A 16,967-nucleotide genomic window follows, 5' to 3' on the forward strand; every position below is an offset into this window, starting at 1 on the left:
CTAAGAGCAGCGTAACTACTGAGCTAACAATTCCTACTTCTCAGTTACTTCCCTACTTGCTTTCTGTTATTAGGCACTTGCCTGACCAGGATTAGGAAGATGGGGTTTTAGTAGATGTTAACAAAGTGGACTACGGGGTGATCCAGGCCAAATGCGCAAGACACCAAAAGCTGCCCTTATACAAATCCAGCACCCAGTAACCCACCAGATTAAATTCAGGGAAGCCAGGCCAAAATACTCTGCAATGATGAGGGATAATGCACTCAGAGACGTTGCAAAGACCACCACATTTCGGAGATATCTAAAATCCCCCGTCCCCCAGTGTATACCGTCAGTTACAAAGGCAAAGGCGGCAATGGGTTGAAAAAGGGTTGCAATCAACCAAACCGGGAAGAAATGATCACTGCTCACCGTAGGGACGAGGAGACGATACACCAGATCTGATCCCACAAACATGAGCACCATAAGGACGACACCAAGCCCACCGCTCCAGAAGCAGACCAGTCTTGCCACCTGCCGTGCCTGTCCTTTTTTTGCAGAACCGTAGTAATAGCCGATGACACTTTGCGCAACCACGGCAGTCGCATCGAGGAAAAATGCGGTAAAAACCCACACCTGACGAATGGCCTGGTTTATCGCCCCGGCTTCGGGACCAAGCCCTGTTGCAAGACGGGTAGCCAGAAGAAGAAATAAAATCATCGAACCTGTCCTAAGCAGCATATCCCTGCCAATTTTCACAAGCCTTCTAATGTTGCTCAGCTCAATATCAGAGGTGAAACCTATTGCTCGGCTGACAACAAGTCCGCAGGCAATTGCTCCAAGGTACTGACTGACAATACTTGCAATTGCCACCCCAGCTATGCCCATTGGAGGAATCGGGCCAGAGCCAAAGATGAGCAGAGCATCGAGACAGATGTTTACCACATTTACCCCCACCGCAATAAAAAGCGGCGTGCGCATATTACCAAGACCATAGAGAATACCGGTAGATGTCATGGTGATGAGTACTGCAGGCATCCCGAGGGCTCGTATTTTTATATAGGTCAGGGCGTAGCTATGGGTAACACCAGCTGCACCCATGAGTGTTGTTAATTGTTGGGAAAAAAAGAGGAATAAGAGTGTGAGAATACAACCGATACTTACAGCGAGAAGAAGGGCAAGACTTGCTAATTTTTTTCCCTGATCAGGTTCCTTTCGACCGACAGCCTGTGAAACCTCAGTTTGGCTACCAACACTTAAAAAATTAAAAAGCCACAAACCACCACTGAGTACCACGGTACCTACACCCAATGCAGCTAAGGCTTCAGCTCCTAGGCGTGCGACAAAGGCAGTATCAACAAGGCCGGTTAAGGGCTCAGCCACAAGAGATACCAGCACTGGAATCCAGAGAAAGAAGAATGATCTGGCTGGACTTACGAGAAACTGCTCCCGGTGTGATCTGTTTTTTTTGCTCAACTTACACCACTATCTCAGCATGTTGACGTTGGTACTCATACATAACAACAGAGGCGGCAACACTGACATTCAGACTTTCCACACGACCATATTGAGGAATGGACAGTCCTGTTACACCTTCATAAGCATCAGGGTCAAAACTGAGGCCAAATTCTTCATGGCCAAAGACAAAACCACTTTTAACTGGAAAGCTTGTCTTAGACAACAGATTATCCCGCTCAGGCTCCATTGTAAAAAGCGTATACCCTTCTTCAGTTAAGCTCTGATAACAGGCATCAAAGGTTGTATGAAAGCGAGCAGGTACCCACTTAAACGAGCCCTTGGCTGATGTACACTCGAAGTAATCAATACCAATAAGATGAACTTCCCGAGCACCAAAGGCATCAGCACTCCTGAATATCTTGCCAATATTATAGGTGGGTTTGAGATTATCGAGGATAATTACAAATTCATGGATACCGGGCCTTGCGTGGACAAGATTATGACGACGCTGTTTTTCATACTGCTTTGCGGCCCACTTTCTGGCAAGCCGCAATGTTTCCTTATGACTTTTCCCCACTGTCTGCTTCCCCTAAGCCCGGTAAAGGCAAAACAAGAAACAGCAAGGCACTGCACCTTTTTTGGGTATTGGCTTACACATCCAGATATTCCATAATACTCTCAGCAGCAGTCCGTCCTTCATAAATTGCAGTGACCACCAAATCTGAACCCCGAACGGCATCTCCGCCAGCAAAGACCTTTTCATTTGTGGTCTGGTAAGGAAAAGTGGATTCGGCAGGCGCCTCGATTAATTTCCACTGGCTGAGTTCAACTCCGTTGTCGCTTAGCCAGTCTGGGGGACTTGGTCTAAAACCAAAGGCCATGATGACACAGTCCGCCTCAAGTGTTGTTTCAGAACCCTCTACTTCAACAGGGCGCCTGCGCCCCTTTTCATCGGCTTCTCCGAGTTCTGTTGAGATCACCTTTACGCCGCATACTTTACCGGCCTTATCAACCTCTATCCCCTTGGGTTGAAGATTAAAGAGAAAACGAACCCCCTCATCTTCGGCATTACCAACCTCACGGACGGAGCCTGGCATATTTACACGATCTCTTCTATAGGCGCAGACCACTTCCCTTGCCCCCTGCCGAACAGCAGTGCGCAGACAATCCATGGCGGTGTCACCACCCCCAAGGACGATAACCCGCTTGTCTTCAAGATTAACGTAGGAATATTCATCTCTTCTAATACCCATCAGATGATCGGTATTACCTATGAGATAGTCAAGGGCGTCATACACCTCAGGTGAATCTTCGCCAGCAAGTCCCGCTCGCATGGAGGTGTAGGTTCCGGTGGCAACAAATACAGCGTCATACTCTTCCAGGAGCTCTGCAAATTGAATATCTTTTCCAACTTCAACCCCTAAGCGAAACTCGATACCCATTTCTGTGAAGATCTCCCGCCGAAGTTCCATCACCTTTTTTTCAAGCTTAAAGGCTGGAATCCCAAAGGTGAGCAGACCACCAATCTCAGGATGTTTGTCAAAGACCACCGGGGTTACACCATTTCGGATAAGAACATCAGCGCAACCAATGCCGGCAGGCCCAGCCCCAACCACAGCCACCTTCTTGCCCGTGGGAGCGACCTTGGACAGGTCAGGCCTCCAGCCCATGGCAAAGGCGGTGTCAACAATGTATTTCTCTATATTTCCAATGGTTACCGCACCAAAATCGTTATTAAGGGTGCAGGCACCTTCACAGAGCCGGTCCTGGGGGCAGACACGGCCACAAATTTCAGGCAGACTATTTGTCTGATGACAAAGTTCAGCGGCCTCAACAATTCGTCCCTCATTGGCGAGCATCAACCAATCGGGAATATAGTTATGTACAGGACACTTCCACTCACAGTACGGGTTACCACAATCAAGGCAACGATCCGCCTGCATCTGCACCTGGGATTTCTGAAACGGATTATAAATCTCCACAAATTCGTGGCGGCGACGCTCTATACCTTTTTTTTGAGGATCGACCCGTTCTACTTCGATAAACTGAAAAAGATTCTGATTCATATTCTACCTTTATTGCACAACCGCGAGGGTTTCCCGAGGTGAGTTTCCACGACGTCCGAGCAGTGAATTCACATCCGATGTCTTCGGTTTTACCAGCTTGAAGAGCGATACATAGTGCTCCTCAAATCCTGTGAGTATTCGCTCGGCCTTTCTGCTGCCGGTCTCTTCTTCATGGCGATGAATAATAGACCGTAAATGTTCCTGTAGCACAGCGCGTCCATCAAGGGTGAGAACCTCCACGAGTTCAGGATTAACCCGTGATTCAAGGGTCCCCGATTCATCGAGAATGTAGGCAAAGCCACCAGTCATACCAGCACCAAAATTTACGCCGGTGGGCCCAAGGATGGTAACAACACCACCGGTCATATATTCACAACCGTTATCGCCAATACCCTCAACGACGACCTTGGCACCGGAATTCCTCACACAAAAGCGTTCCCCCGCCTTACCGGCTGCAAACAATTTTCCTCCTGTCGCTCCGTATAGACAGGTGTTGCCAACAATCACAGCTTCATGGCTCCTGTAACTCACCCCTAAAGGAGGACGTACAACAAGTTTTCCACCGGCCATGCCCTTTCCTACATAGTCATTGGCATCCCCTGTGAGGACCATGTTCAAACCACCGGCGTTCCAGGCACCAAAACTCTGGCCTGCTGTACCGTTAAAAAGGAGAGTAATTGGCGTCGTCTTCATATCGCTATTACCGTGCAAACGGGCAATCTCACCTGAAAGTGTTGCCCCCACACTGCGATCAGTATTACGGATGGCAAAGCTCCCACCGCCACCACTTTTAGTCTCCACCGCCCCACGGAACTGCTCCACGAGCGTAAGGTTAAGGCTGCCTTTATCATCAGGGGTATTAGGATCAGAGAAAAAGAGTCCACTTGTGGCTGGTGCTTCCACCGACTCCAGAATCGGTGACAAATCGAGGCGTTTTTGCTTATCAGTTACTCCATCAAGCTCGATTAAAAGGTCAGTTCGACCTATAAGGTCGGTGAGTTTTGCAACACCAAGCTCTGCCATAAGTTCCCTTGTTTCTCTTACCATGAACTGAAAATAGTTCATGACCATCTGAGGGATCCCGGCAAAGTACTCATTTCTAAGGGTCTCGTCCTGGGTTGCAACCCCGGTTGCACAGTTATTAAGATGACAGATCCGCAGGAATTTACATCCAAGGGAGATAAGGGGGCCAGTTCCAAAACCAAAACTTTCTGCACCCAGGATCGCGGCTTTTACAATATCACGTCCTGTTTTCAAGCCTCCGTCCACCTGCAAACGAACCTTATGCCGTAGACCATTGGCAACGAGCGCCTGCTGGGTTTCTGCAAGACCGAGTTCCCACGGACTGCCTGCATATTTTACCGAGGTAAGTGGGCTTGCACCGGTGCCACCATCATAGCCGGAGATAGTAATAAGATCGGCATAGGCCTTTACTACACCTGTTGCAATAGTACCTACTCCCGGCTCAGAGACCAGCTTAACGCTGATGAGAGCTTTTGGGTTGACCTGCTTAAGATCAAAGATAAGCTGGGCCAGATCTTCGATGGAATAAATATCATGATGGGGTGGAGGAGATATAAGGGTCACCCCTGGAACAGAGTGGCGCAAGGAAGCAATCTGAGGTGTAACCTTATGGCCGGGTAATTGACCACCTTCACCAGGCTTTGCCCCCTGGGCAACCTTAATCTGGATGACTTCCGCATTGACCAGATAGTGCGGTGTAACCCCAAAACGACCGGATGCCACCTGCTTAATTTTAGAAACCCGCTCGGTGCCAAATCTGGCCGGATCTTCGCCACCCTCACCACTGTTTGAAAAACCACCAAGTCGATTCATACCGATAGCAAGCGACTCATGGGCCTCCTGACTGAGAGCTCCAATGGACATTGCAGCAGAATCAAAGCGACTGTAAAATGTTTCAGCTGGTTCCACTTCCGCTACAGGAATTGGCGTTTCAGTGGTTTTAAGTTCAAGCAGATCCCTCAGGCAGGCAACAGGTCTCGTATCAACCAGCTTTGAATATTCCTGATAGTCACTGAATTCACCACCTCGAACAGCTTTTTGTAAACTTTGTACCACATCAGGATTATAGGAGTGGTACTCACCACCATGAATATATTTAAATAATCCTCCACGTACAAGGGGCTTATGCTGTCGCTTCCACCCCAGTTTTGCCAACCGCAGCTGCTCCCTGTGAAAATCAGCAAAGGTTGCACCTTCAATCCGGCTGACAACATCACTAAAGCAGTAATCCACAACCTCACTTGACAACCCCACCGCTTCAAAGAGGTGGGAACATCTATAGGATGCGATGGTCGCGATACCCATTTTGGAAAGAATCTTGAGTAGACCCTTATCGATCCCTTTGCGGTAATTGTATACCGCCTCATTAAAACTAAGGGCCAGCACTGACTCATCGACCAGCTGACCAACGGTCTCGTAGGCAAGATACGGGTAGACAGCTGTCGCTCCCATTCCAAGTAGGACAGCAAACTGATGGGAGTCCCGAACCGAAGCGGTTTCCACAATGATATTGGTATCACAGCGGGTTGAATGTTCCACAAGGGTCCGCTGCACTGCCCCCACCGCCATGGCGGCAGGAATAGGTACAGTATCAGCTGAGATATTTCTATCTGACAACACAAGGAGCACCGCCCCGCCATCCACCTCCTGTTTTACGGAGTCGCAGAGTGTGACAAGAGCCTGCTTGAGATCACCATCAACTGGATAATTAAGGTCACAAGTAACATGCTTATAGTGGTCCTGATCCAATGCCAGCAGGTTTTTCATGTCCTGCTCGACCAGAACAGGGGACTGAAAAATCACCCGATATGCATGACCCTTCACCTCATCAAACACATTTTGTTCCCGCCCTATACAGGTGGCAAGAGACATAACATGGCGTTCACGAAGTGGATCAATGGGAGGGTTGGTCACCTGGGCAAACATCTGCCGGAAATAGTCATAGAGACTTCGCTCTTTTTTAGACAAAACAGCCATGGGAGCGTCATCGCCCATGGAAGCAATGGGCTCCTGCCCAGTTTCAGCAATAACCTTTACCACCTGTTCTACTTCTTCACTGGTAACCCCAAACAGCTTTTGATATACAAGCAGTTTGTCATTTGACAACAGACGTGTGCAATCCTCTGCTGCTGTATCTGGAGTAAAAAGAGGTAGGGGCTGACAACAGTTATCCATCCATTGACGGTACGGATGTCTGTTTTTCAGTTCCTGATCTATGTCCCATGAGGTCCAACGAGTTCCATTCAGGGTGTCTATGACAAGTAATTCGCCCGGACCTACCCTGCCTTTTTCAATCACCTCATCCGCCTCATAGTCCCAGATACCGACCTCGGAGGCAAGGGTTATCCATTTATCTTTGGTGACCACGTAGCGTGCAGGTCGCAGCCCATTTCGATCAAGTCCACAGGCGGCGAATCGGCCATCACTCATAACAATTCCCGCAGGCCCATCCCAGGGTTCCATATGCATGGAGTTAAAATCATAAAATGCCCGCAGATCATCATCCATATTGGGATGATTCTGCCATGCTGGTGGAATAAGCAGACGAAAGGCCCGGAAAAGATCCATGCCCCCTGCCAGAAACAACTCCAGCATATTATCGAGGGCTGAGGAATCGGAGCCACTACTATTAACAAAGGGTGCCGCCTCTCCCATATCAGGCAGAAGCGGAGACTTAAACTTATAGGACCTGGATTTCGCCCACTGCCGATTACCGGTGATGGTATTAATCTCCCCGTTATGGGCCAGAAAACGAAAGGGCTGAGCCAGGGGCCACTTAGGCAGGGTGTTGGTTGAAAATCGCTGATGAAAAAGACATATAGAGGACTGCAACCTGATATCTGCAAGATCTGGAAAAAACTGCTGCAGATCAACAGGACGACATAGGCCTTTATAAATAATGACAAGGTTGGAGAGGCTAGCGATATAAAAATCGGAATCATCCGTGATTCGCTTTTCAATCCGTCGCTTCACCATATAGAGTCTGCGTTCAAGGTCCTTTGAGCCCCAGCCAAATGGACCGTTAAAGACAACCTGCACTATCCGGGGCATGGTCTTTTTTGCAAAGTCCCCAAGGACAGTATCGTCTACAGGCACCTCACGCCAGCCTAAAAACGACAGCGATTCAGCCTTTAACTCCTCCACAATCACGTCTTGGGCGACCTTCCTTTTTTCAGGATCCTGGCTTAAAAACAGCATCCCCACGCCATACCGGCCGCCCAGGGCCCATCCGTTCTCTTTTGCAATAGCCTGAAAAAAACTGTCAGGTTTCTGCATCAAAAGTCCGCATCCATCCCCAGTCTTGCCATCCGCTGCAATCCCTCCGCGGTGAGCCATTCGTGCAAGAGATGAAATTGCCGTACGAACCAGCTTATGACTGGCCTCGCCTTCCATATGAGCTATAAGCCCAAAACCACAATTATCCTTTTCCAACTGGGGGTTATATAAGCCCATGGGGTCCTCTTAAAACGTAATCTAAATCTTGCTGTGAGCAGCTTCTGCAATATTAATTTTTCAAAGAAATAGTGAACCATATCGAAATATTGATGTCACCAAACTTTTTTATGATTTTTATATCCTGAAGCCATAACAGACTCTATATTATTGTGATTTCTTTACAGTTCACGGGAGTGCAAAACCAACATCTTTTCAATCTGCATATCATGTATTGTGTGAGGAATGCCACCAATGCCGTATCCTGATTCTTTCAGCCCCGCAAACGGCATCCAGTCAACCCTAAAGGCCGTATGGTCATTTACCATAATAGCCGAACCATTAATTCCCTTGTAGGCCTTCATGGCAAGATCAATATCCTGGGTAAACACTGCTGCCTGGAATGAGAAGGGGAGCTGATTGGCCCGAACCACCGCTTCATCAATATCTGAGTATGAATAGATACAAACAACCGGCCCAAAGACCTCCATCTGACTAACCTTTGCAGACTCTGGAGGGTTAAGCAGTACTGTACAGCTGTAACAACTTTCCGAGAGGATTTCGCCGCCACAAATAAGGGTAGCACCAGCTGCTACCGCCTCTTTCACCCAGGTATCAACTCGTTCAACTTCGCCTGGATCAATGAGAGGACCGATATCTGTTGTACTTAACGTAGGATCACCCACAGTTAATGCTTTGGCCTCTGCTGCAATCCTATCTGCAAGTGTTTGTACTATGGACTCATGGGCGTATACCCGCTGTACGGAGACACAGACCTGTCCTGCGTGATAAAACCCACCTTTGACAAGTTTAGGAATTGCCATATCAAGATCAGCATCCGCTGCAACAATTACAGGGGCAACTCCACCATGTTCAAGGGCGCATCTGGTACCAGGAGATAGCTTTGAGCGAAGCATCCAGCCAACACGGCTGGAACCTATAAAAGAGAAAAAGTCCACTCTGCTGTCTGTCACCAGCTCAGTTGCTATTGAGGAGTCGGCAATAACGAGCATCTGACACCACTCTTCAGGCAGGCCTGCCTCACGAAGTATCTCCACAAAACGGTAACAGGAGATGGGGGTTTTACTGGCAGGTTTAACGATCACAGGACAACCACTTGCGACAGCCGGTGCCACCTGATGAACAATGAGATTTAACGGGTGGTTAAAGGCACTCACTGCCACCACAACCCCGATTGGTTCCCGGGTGGTAAAGGCAACCTTACCAAGAGATGCGGGGTTTGCGCCCATGGGGATGAGCTGTCCAGCCTCCGTGCGCATGGTTTCGATGCAGAGCTTTACCCCATCAATTGCACGGGCAACCTCAACACGGGAATCAGGAAGAGGTTTGCCCCCCTCACGGGCAGCTGCGACTGCAAGCTCTTCAAACTCACCCTGCATAATGGTGGCTGTTTTTTCAAGTATTGCAAGACGCTCAGGCAGAGCAAGCCAGCGGCTCTTATCACGAAAGAGTTCATCGGCTGTTTTCAGCGCAGCTTCAACGGCATCACGGCCTGCAACATCAGCCTCAGCTATAGGCGTAAAATCAAAAGGAGCGGTGACGTCCAGTTTCTCTCCACAGCCTCTGGCGCCAGGCACCAATAGTTTTAATTCTCTCATCAACACTACTCCCTTATAAAAATCTACTTTTCTGTTTTATATCCCGGTTTAATATCTGGTCGTTTTCAGAATAATCAACGGGTATTTCAATAACGTGTACTCCAGAAGTATTAAAACAGGCAGTTATACATTCGGTAAATTCAGCCGCTGTACTCAGCCTATGCCCAATGGCACCATAACTCTCTGCATATTTAACGAAATCAGGATTTCCCACATCTAACCCATAGTCGTCAAATCCCATATGGGCCTGCTTCCATTTGATCATGCCATAGGCATTGTCACAGAGAATCAGAACCACAAGATTAAGGCCCAGACGCACTGCAGTTTCAAGTTCCTGGGAATTCATCATGAAACCGCCGTCACCACAGATTGCCACTATGTTTTTTTCAGGATAAACAATTTTTGCAGCAATGGCCGATGGAAGCCCCGCACCCATGGTGGCAAGAGCATTGTCCAGTAAAACTGTATTGGATTTATACGCCTTATAATTTCTGGCAAACCAAATTTTGTACACTCCATTATCCAGAGCTATTATTCCGTCATCTGCCATCACTGAGCGCAGATCATAGACCAGTCTCTGGGGATACACAGGAAACCTGTCATCCTCCACACCCTCGAGCAGATGCTCTTCTGTTGCCCCTTTGATATCTTTGAAATAGCTAAAATTCCAATGTTCTTTTTTAGTTATCTTCTTAGTTAACTGATAAATGGTGTTAGCTATATCTCCTATTACACCCAGCTGCGGATAGTAAACCGGGTCAACGGCTGCTGAAAGATAATTAATATGAATAACCTGGAAGCCACCCTCTTCCATAAAAAATGGAGGCTTTTCCACCACATCATGGCCAACATTTATTATCAGATCCGCATGGCTGATGGCCCTGTGAATAAAGTCATTTGCGGAAAGTGCAGCGTTTCCTAAAAAGAGTGGATGACGTTCATCGATCACCCCTTTTCCCATCTGGGTACTAATAAAAGGAATACCGGTCTCATCGACAAACCGGCGTAGCATCTTACTCGACTGCTTGCGATTTGCCCCAGCACCAATAAGTAACAGTGGCCGCTTTGCCTTATGAATCATGGCAACCGCCATCTTTACTGACTTTCCTTCTGCGAGGGGACGGCGGTAGGTACTCTTTTCAATCACCTCCAGCGAGGTATGTTCACTGGCAATATCCTCAGGTAATTCTAGATGGGTAGCCCCGGGTCGCTCTTCTTCTGCAAGTCGAAAGGCCTCTCGAACCCGACTGGGGATATTTGACGCGCTGGCAATCTGACAGGTATATTTCGTTAGAGGCCGCATCATATCCACAATATCCACGATTTGAAACTGACCCTGCTTGCTGGACTTAATGGGCTTCTGGCCTGTAATCATGAGCATGGGCATGGCCCCAAGATTAGCATAGGCGGCAGCCGTGACTAGATTTGTGGCCCCGGGACCAAGAGTTGACAAACAGACGCCAGCTTTTCCTGTCAACCGGCCATAGGTCGCTGCCATAAAGCCTGCTGCCTGCTCATGACGGGTCAAAATGAGTTTAATGGAAGAGTCTTTTAAAGAATTTAAAAAATCTAGATTTTCCTCTCCTGGAATACCAAATATATACTCGACCCCTTCCGCTTCAAGGGCCTTAATAAATAAATCCGATGCCTTCATTGCACCACCGATATTGAATTTTATTAGTCAATACAACTTTTTCCCAAAACAACATAAGGACTATTGTCACAAAACCAAGGATCGGATATTTTCAACCGACGTATTTGCTGTATTTTATTCAAACCACCTATTCATGTACTCACTGTTCACAGTACAAACCATAGGATTTAATCGTTAACTTACCAGAGGTGAAAAATGAAATTTGTTACATCAGCACGGACTCTTCTGTCCATTGTAATCCTGTTTGCCTTGTCAACGACATGTTTGGCAGAACAATCCCGTTTAGATACAATTATGGATCGCGGCTATATTCTCGTTGGTTCCACCGGTGATTACAAACCTTTTAGCTATTATAACGAAGAGACTCAAACCTTTGAAGGCCATGACATTGATGCCGCTGCTAAACTGGCAGAGGCCTTAGGAGTAGAAGTTCGTTATGTTAAAACAACGTGGAAAACCCTGGTTCAGGGGATTTTGAATGGGAGTTACGATGTAGCCATGTGCGGCATCACCAGAAACCTCTCCAGACAAAAACAGGTGGGGCTCACCACTCCATATATCAGTGTAGGCAAATCGCCGCTTATTCGTGCCAAAGATAAGGATCGATTCAAGACTCTTGCAGATATTGATACCGCAGGAGTTAAGGTTGGAGTGAACCCTGGAGGCACCAATGAAAAATTTGTTGTTGCCAACATCAAGAATGCTGAAATAGTGGTTATAGAAAAAAACCTGAGTATTCCCGATAAAGTTGCGGCGGGGGAGGTTGATGTGATGATAACCGATAATGTTGAGGCTATGCTCGTGGCTGGTAAAAACGAAAAATTGTATGCGGTTTCACCTGGTAAGACATACACAAAAGATGATTTTGGCTACATGCTCCCCCGTGATGACGTTGCCTTTCTTAACTGGATGAACCTTTGGATGCACCAGATGCACACCAAGGGAGAATTCGAGACCCTTAAAGCCAAGTGGATATCGAAATAACTCGAGGATATCAAATCGCCCTCACGTCATAACAGTGAGGGCAGTTTGTTGCATCTTTTATAGAGTAGGTTGTAAAAATCTGAAAAACAACTTAATAGCCACTGCCAACTATCAGGTTGCTTTTAGACCGCTTTGCAAAGGTATTCTTAACCTTCCCCTTCCACTCATACTGAATCCATACGCCTTTACCATCTGCCGCGGCTAAGGCCTGATAGACCGGAGGAGCTTTTTCCTTTAAGCTCTCACCTGCAAGTGATGGATGCACAAGTAGTTTTCCGTTATCTTCTAAAATAAACACGTAGGGAGTAAAAGCGTCGGACTGAAAACTGGTTGAATCTTTGCCTGCATCAATTTCAGCAACTATCGTTTCAACATTTTGACTAATCGCCACCTTATCTATGGCCAGAGCGCTGGAAACGACAATAAGTAATGATAACATTGAAAGGGCTAAAGCTATTCTTTTCATTGAGTTCTCCTTGTTGAGGAAGTCATACTTGAAACACAACGTATCTCGCTGATACCACAGGCAACTACTTCCAGGAAGTATGTAGCCTGAACTAACAGCCCCACTGTTTTACACTTGCTGTCCTCTCCTCTGGCATCACCTCCCTGAAAGTTTTTGAAAACCCACCATTGGCATAACGTAGCCAAACAAGTCCCCCGCCTCCGGGACGTAGACTCATTTGGGGTAACGATGATCTTCTCATCAAGCACAAAGCATGCCTAACAGTAATTATGGAACTAATGGCACAAATGAACAGTTACAGAAGAAAACTATTGGAAAGGCGGGAATAAAAACTGCATTTTTTACCCACGGGCGGGTAAAAAAGGAGCAACAGCTAACCATTGCTCCTTTAGAAACGAGGTTCTGGCTACTTAACAGAAGCAGATTCTAAATCAGCACCTTTCCAGGCAAAGATCCCACCGGGATAACGGTACACATTTGTATACCCAAGCTTTTTGGCCCACAAAGCGCCGTTGTGACTTCTGGTACATTTGACAAAACCGCAATAGACAACAATCTTCTTTTCTTTGTCAGGTCCCAGAAGTGCCATGAAATCATCCTGACTCTTTCCTGCGGTTTCATTTGCATCCCACTCTTTCATCTCAGGGATTGGAAAAAGAAATTGAACTGCGCCTGGAACGTGATTCTTTTTGTAGCTGGCCTCATAGGGCATGGTGTCGACAATAACAATATCCTCACCACTAGCCTTAAGCTCTGCCAGCTCTGCTGTAGTTATCACATCATAACCACCGCCCACAACCTCACGTACAAGCTTTACAGCTCCTGTTTCTTTCTCAACTTCATTTTTAAACTTTGAACCACCAAAACAAAATGCATTCGATGCGGATAACAAAAGAATAAGTGTTACTGCGAGAACATTCCTCATTTTCATTAATCTCCTAAAATTTGGTTATTTGATTTCCGGTATTTGCAATACCAGATAGAATATACAAGAAGTACAGTCAGTACAACATCTCTCACAATTGCCACCCGAAGACCTTGAAAGGCCCTGTGCTCGGGATCTTCCGGCCCAAAACAGCCACAGTCTATATCGAGGCCCTGGAAGATAGCATTTCCGAGAATAACAATGAAAAATAGAAGCAAGAAGACTGTCAGATACTTACTTATTCGAGAGTTAAACAAAAGCCCCACAGCAAGAACAATTTCAAACATTGGAAGAAATATTGCCACTGGCTGCACAGCCCAAAGAGGTATCATCTCATAGGCGTTTATAATAGCGGCAAAATCAGCAATATTGAGTAATTTAGGAATGGCTGCAAAAAATAGCACTGCAATCACAACATAGCGACAAAGATATTCAGCTGCTAAAAAAAACTTATTCCTGCTTACAATACTCTGTTCCACTCGTGTATCCATTACGTTAATATTTTCGCAGTTTTCCCTCAAAAAACATGCAAAACAAGATGCCGTAAAGGCACACCTTTGTCCAATAGTTTAAGCCTATGTCAAAGCACCCGCCCATCGGTTGATCAGATAGGAAGACTGAACATATACATTTATATTTGGAACTCCTCATATGACCTGATAAAATAAGAGTGACTCAACAAACATCAGTCACGAGGTAAATGAGATGGCCGAAATAAAAACACACACTCCCGCCGCCTTTAAGCTGGCGCTCCTCAATCTCATAGCAGGCACTATTGGTATTGTTTCTACTCTTTTATTCTCGGTAACAAAAGGTGTTGGAGAAATCTCCATCGGCCTTATTCTTTTAGGTCTAGGAGAATATATAAATAACCCACACTACAACGTACCAAGGCCCCCAGGCGAAAACCGGGAAAAACCTACCAGCTATTTTTCCCGTAGAAGAAACGTGAGTTCAATTGGCAATCTTTTAGATATTGCAGGTTTGCTCATGCTCTCAATAGGTGGCGCAACTCTCTTTTTTTAGGTACACTCTTTAGACCACGCGAGCGAAACTGAGTTTTATATCAATATCTTTTTTACATTCAATGATGAGGATCCAGTGCAAAGTACATCCAAACATTTAAAAAAAGGGAAGAAAAAGCAAGGTGCCAATGGATTTCTTCCCTTTGCGATATTTGTTTTTACAGCTCTTGCTGTTGGCCTTGTTGTAATCCTTATGAGAAGTCAGGCGTAATTTCTGTACTTTTCATAGTTCAGCCGATACACTTGAATTAAACGTTGCCCGACCGCCTGATTATTTTGTTTTTTTAATAGGAAACCACGGTTTTCATTGCGACCAATAGAACCAAGGCAACAGAGGCAATGTATTTCATAATATACCAGATTATTACACCTTACATTTAATAATTCATATGTCCTCACCCACGCCGATGGAAATACAACTTTTAGCTGAATTGGACGAATCAAAAAAACTACTCCAAGAAGCTAAAATTCGCGAAGATCAGCTCAAACAGGAAACGGTTTACCTGAGAGAACTCTATGAACGCTCTCCCTTAGGTTACCAGTCCCTTGATGAAGCGGGCCGCCTTATTGAAACTAATCAGGCATGGCTCGACATTCTTGGCTACGAAAGGGAGGAAGTAATTGGTCAAAGTTTTGGAGATTTCCTTGGTGAGGAATGGAAAGAGCTCTATAAACAAAATTTTCCTAAGCTTAAAGCCGTCGGTGAAATATTAGGATTTGAATTTGAGATGATCAAAAAGGACGGGTCTGTCCTTACAGTTAACCTCGATGGCAGAGTAGGCAAAAACACCCTGGGTGAATTTCAGCAAACATATTGTATCATTAAAGATATTACACAACAGGTAAAGGCAAAAGAAGAGCAGAAAAAGCTACAGGAGCAACTGTTACAGTCTCAAAAACTGGAATCCATTGGTCAGTTTGCCGGTGGCATCGCCCACGATTTTAATAATATGCTCACAGCTATTATCGGCCATGCTGAACTTGCAAAAATTCACACCAAAGAGGAACACCAGGTTTACGCAAGACTCGACAGTATTGAGGATGTAGCCCATCGTTCAGCCGCCCTTGTGAGTCAGCTCTTAGCATTTGCCAGAAAACAGACCATTGACCCCAAAACACTCAACCTCAACGATTGTGTGACTACTATCCACAACTTGCTTAAACGTGTCATTGGGGAAGACATAACCCTTAACACTAACCTCGGGAAAGATCTGTGGTCAGTGAAGATTGACCCAAGCCAGGTTGACCAAATACTCACCAACCTTTGTGTCAATGCAAGGGACGCTATTAACGGCGTTGGGACAATTATAGTTGAAACTAAAAATGTAACATTTGAGCCTAAGAACACCGTGCATCCGCCACACCTTACTGCCGGGAAATACGTCCAACTGAGTGTAAGTGATAATGGCGCAGGGATGGATGAAGCAACTATCCAACAAATTTTCGAACCCTTTTTCACAACAAAGGAGCAAGGCAGAGGGACTGGCCTCGGCCTCTCAAGTGTGTATGGCATTGTGCAACAAAACCGTGGCTTTATAAATACCTATAGTGAACCGGATATTGGTTCTACATTTAAAATATTTTTACCATGTGATAAGAAGAAGAGCGAAAGTGCCCATTATAAATTAACAGAACCACCCCTTGGTAATGGGGAGATAATTCTTCTCGTTGAAGATGAGGAGACAATCCTTGAAGTGGGCAAAGATATGCTCAGACAACTCGGCTATAAGGTATTTTGCGCTTTGTCGCCAAGCCAGGCACTGGATTTAGTACAAGATAGCAACTCGCCTGAATTTGACCTACTGATAACTGATGTAGTAATGCCTGAAATGAACGGAAAGGAATTGGCAAACCGGCTTTGTTCACTGGTACCTCAATGCAAGTGTCTTTTCACCTCAGGGTATACGGAAGATATCATAGCCCACAATGGAATACTGGAAAAGGATGTACATTTCCTGCAAAAACCATTTTCATCCACCGAACTGGCCACTGTAGTTTCGGAAATATTAAACACCTAGCCCCAATATCTCATTTTTTTTGATAAGACAGGTGGACGACACCTTACTCAAGCTCCAGGCGCTGCAGAATGAGATCACTGCCTTCATCACGGGTCACAACGAGATCAATCCCCTTGGTTTCCTCATACTGATCAACAAGAACATTAAAACCAAAGAGAAAGGATTCCTCCACAATACCGGCATTATCTCCAACAACAATCTCGGCCATTCGCACACGCTTCATCCCATGTTCACGGACAAGATCCATAAGCTGGGTGTGTAAGCCCTGGGCAAGAGAAAACTCATGCATAGAAACGCCCTCGTAGTACCTTACTCCAG

General features: G+C 46.1%; 14 protein-coding genes. 4 read left to right on the top strand and 10 right to left on the bottom strand.

Features of this window, described 5'->3' with window-relative positions:
• Window positions 1-117: 117 nt before the first annotated feature.
• From ACX6CI_RS15245 to ACX6CI_RS15270, 6 genes are all read right to left on the bottom strand, one after another.
• Window positions 118-1,455 carry an MATE family efflux transporter gene (locus tag ACX6CI_RS15245; RefSeq protein WP_458774504.1) on the bottom strand — a complete coding sequence of 446 codons (1,338 nt, stop codon included), beginning with the start codon at window positions 1,453-1,455 and terminating at the stop codon, window positions 118-120.
• Window position 1,456: 1 nt separating this feature from the next.
• Window positions 1,457-2,014 carry a TrmH family RNA methyltransferase gene (locus ACX6CI_RS15250; RefSeq protein WP_458774505.1) on the bottom strand — a complete coding sequence of 186 codons (558 nt, stop codon included), beginning with the start codon at window positions 2,012-2,014 and terminating at the stop codon, window positions 1,457-1,459.
• Between the two features lie 73 nt (window positions 2,015-2,087).
• The gene (locus ACX6CI_RS15255) at window positions 2,088-3,503 is read right to left on the bottom strand and encodes an FAD-dependent oxidoreductase (protein ID WP_458774506.1); all 1,416 of its coding nucleotides are present in this window, start codon (window positions 3,501-3,503) and stop codon (window positions 2,088-2,090) included.
• A 9-nt stretch (window positions 3,504-3,512) separates the two neighbouring features.
• Complete coding sequence (gene gltB / locus ACX6CI_RS15260) at window positions 3,513-7,979, bottom strand: glutamate synthase large subunit (protein WP_458774507.1); 4,467 nt, start codon at window positions 7,977-7,979, stop codon at window positions 3,513-3,515.
• A gap of 161 nt (window positions 7,980-8,140) precedes the next feature.
• The gene (locus ACX6CI_RS15265) at window positions 8,141-9,577 is read right to left on the bottom strand and encodes an aldehyde dehydrogenase family protein (protein WP_458774508.1); all 1,437 of its coding nucleotides are present in this window, start codon (window positions 9,575-9,577) and stop codon (window positions 8,141-8,143) included.
• Between the two features lie 13 nt (window positions 9,578-9,590).
• Window positions 9,591-11,231, bottom strand: coding sequence for an acetolactate synthase large subunit (locus ACX6CI_RS15270; protein WP_458774509.1), 1,641 nt, complete (start codon window positions 11,229-11,231; stop codon window positions 9,591-9,593).
• Window positions 11,232-11,426: 195 nt separating this feature from the next.
• Between ACX6CI_RS15270 and ACX6CI_RS15275 the strand changes: the two genes are divergently transcribed.
• Window positions 11,427-12,215, top strand: a complete 789-nt coding sequence (locus tag ACX6CI_RS15275; protein ID WP_458774510.1) for a transporter substrate-binding domain-containing protein — start codon at window positions 11,427-11,429, stop codon at window positions 12,213-12,215.
• Window positions 12,216-12,306: 91 nt separating this feature from the next.
• Here ACX6CI_RS15275 and ACX6CI_RS15280 read toward each other — a convergent pair whose 3' ends face one another.
• The 3 genes from ACX6CI_RS15280 to ACX6CI_RS15290 all read right to left on the bottom strand — a co-directional run bounded on the left by ACX6CI_RS15280 (window position 12,307) and on the right by ACX6CI_RS15290 (window position 14,085).
• Window positions 12,307-12,681: a hypothetical protein gene (locus ACX6CI_RS15280; RefSeq protein WP_458774511.1), complete on the bottom strand. Its 375-nt coding sequence runs from the start codon at window positions 12,679-12,681 to the stop codon at window positions 12,307-12,309.
• A 406-nt stretch (window positions 12,682-13,087) separates the two neighbouring features.
• Window positions 13,088-13,612: a rhodanese-like domain-containing protein gene (locus tag ACX6CI_RS15285; RefSeq protein WP_458774512.1), complete on the bottom strand. Its 525-nt coding sequence runs from the start codon at window positions 13,610-13,612 to the stop codon at window positions 13,088-13,090.
• Window positions 13,612-14,085, bottom strand: coding sequence for a MauE/DoxX family redox-associated membrane protein (locus ACX6CI_RS15290; protein ID WP_458774513.1), 474 nt, complete (start codon window positions 14,083-14,085; stop codon window positions 13,612-13,614). Before ACX6CI_RS15290 ends, ACX6CI_RS15285 begins: the two co-directional genes overlap by 1 nt.
• A gap of 226 nt (window positions 14,086-14,311) precedes the next feature.
• On the opposite strand from ACX6CI_RS15290, the gene ACX6CI_RS15295 reads away from it, so the two are divergent.
• The 3 genes from ACX6CI_RS15295 (at window position 14,312) to ACX6CI_RS15305 (ending at window position 16,649) form a co-directional block, all read left to right on the top strand.
• The gene (locus ACX6CI_RS15295) at window positions 14,312-14,632 is read left to right on the top strand and encodes a hypothetical protein (protein WP_458774514.1); all 321 of its coding nucleotides are present in this window, start codon (window positions 14,312-14,314) and stop codon (window positions 14,630-14,632) included.
• Between the two features lie 75 nt (window positions 14,633-14,707).
• Window positions 14,708-14,842 (top strand): hypothetical protein, encoded by a 135-nt coding sequence (locus ACX6CI_RS15300; protein ID WP_458774515.1) that lies wholly within the window; start codon window positions 14,708-14,710, stop codon window positions 14,840-14,842.
• Between the two features lie 178 nt (window positions 14,843-15,020).
• Entirely contained in the window at window positions 15,021-16,649 is a 1,629-nt protein-coding gene (locus tag ACX6CI_RS15305) for a hybrid sensor histidine kinase/response regulator (RefSeq protein WP_458774516.1), read from the top strand.
• A 43-nt stretch (window positions 16,650-16,692) separates the two neighbouring features.
• Here ACX6CI_RS15305 and ACX6CI_RS15310 read toward each other — a convergent pair whose 3' ends face one another.
• Window positions 16,693-16,938, bottom strand: a complete 246-nt coding sequence (locus tag ACX6CI_RS15310; protein ID WP_458774517.1) for a hydrogenase/urease maturation nickel metallochaperone HypA — start codon at window positions 16,936-16,938, stop codon at window positions 16,693-16,695.
• Between the last annotated feature and the right edge of the window lie 29 nt (window positions 16,939-16,967).

Source organism: Desulforhopalus glucosivorans, assembly GCF_054397165.1.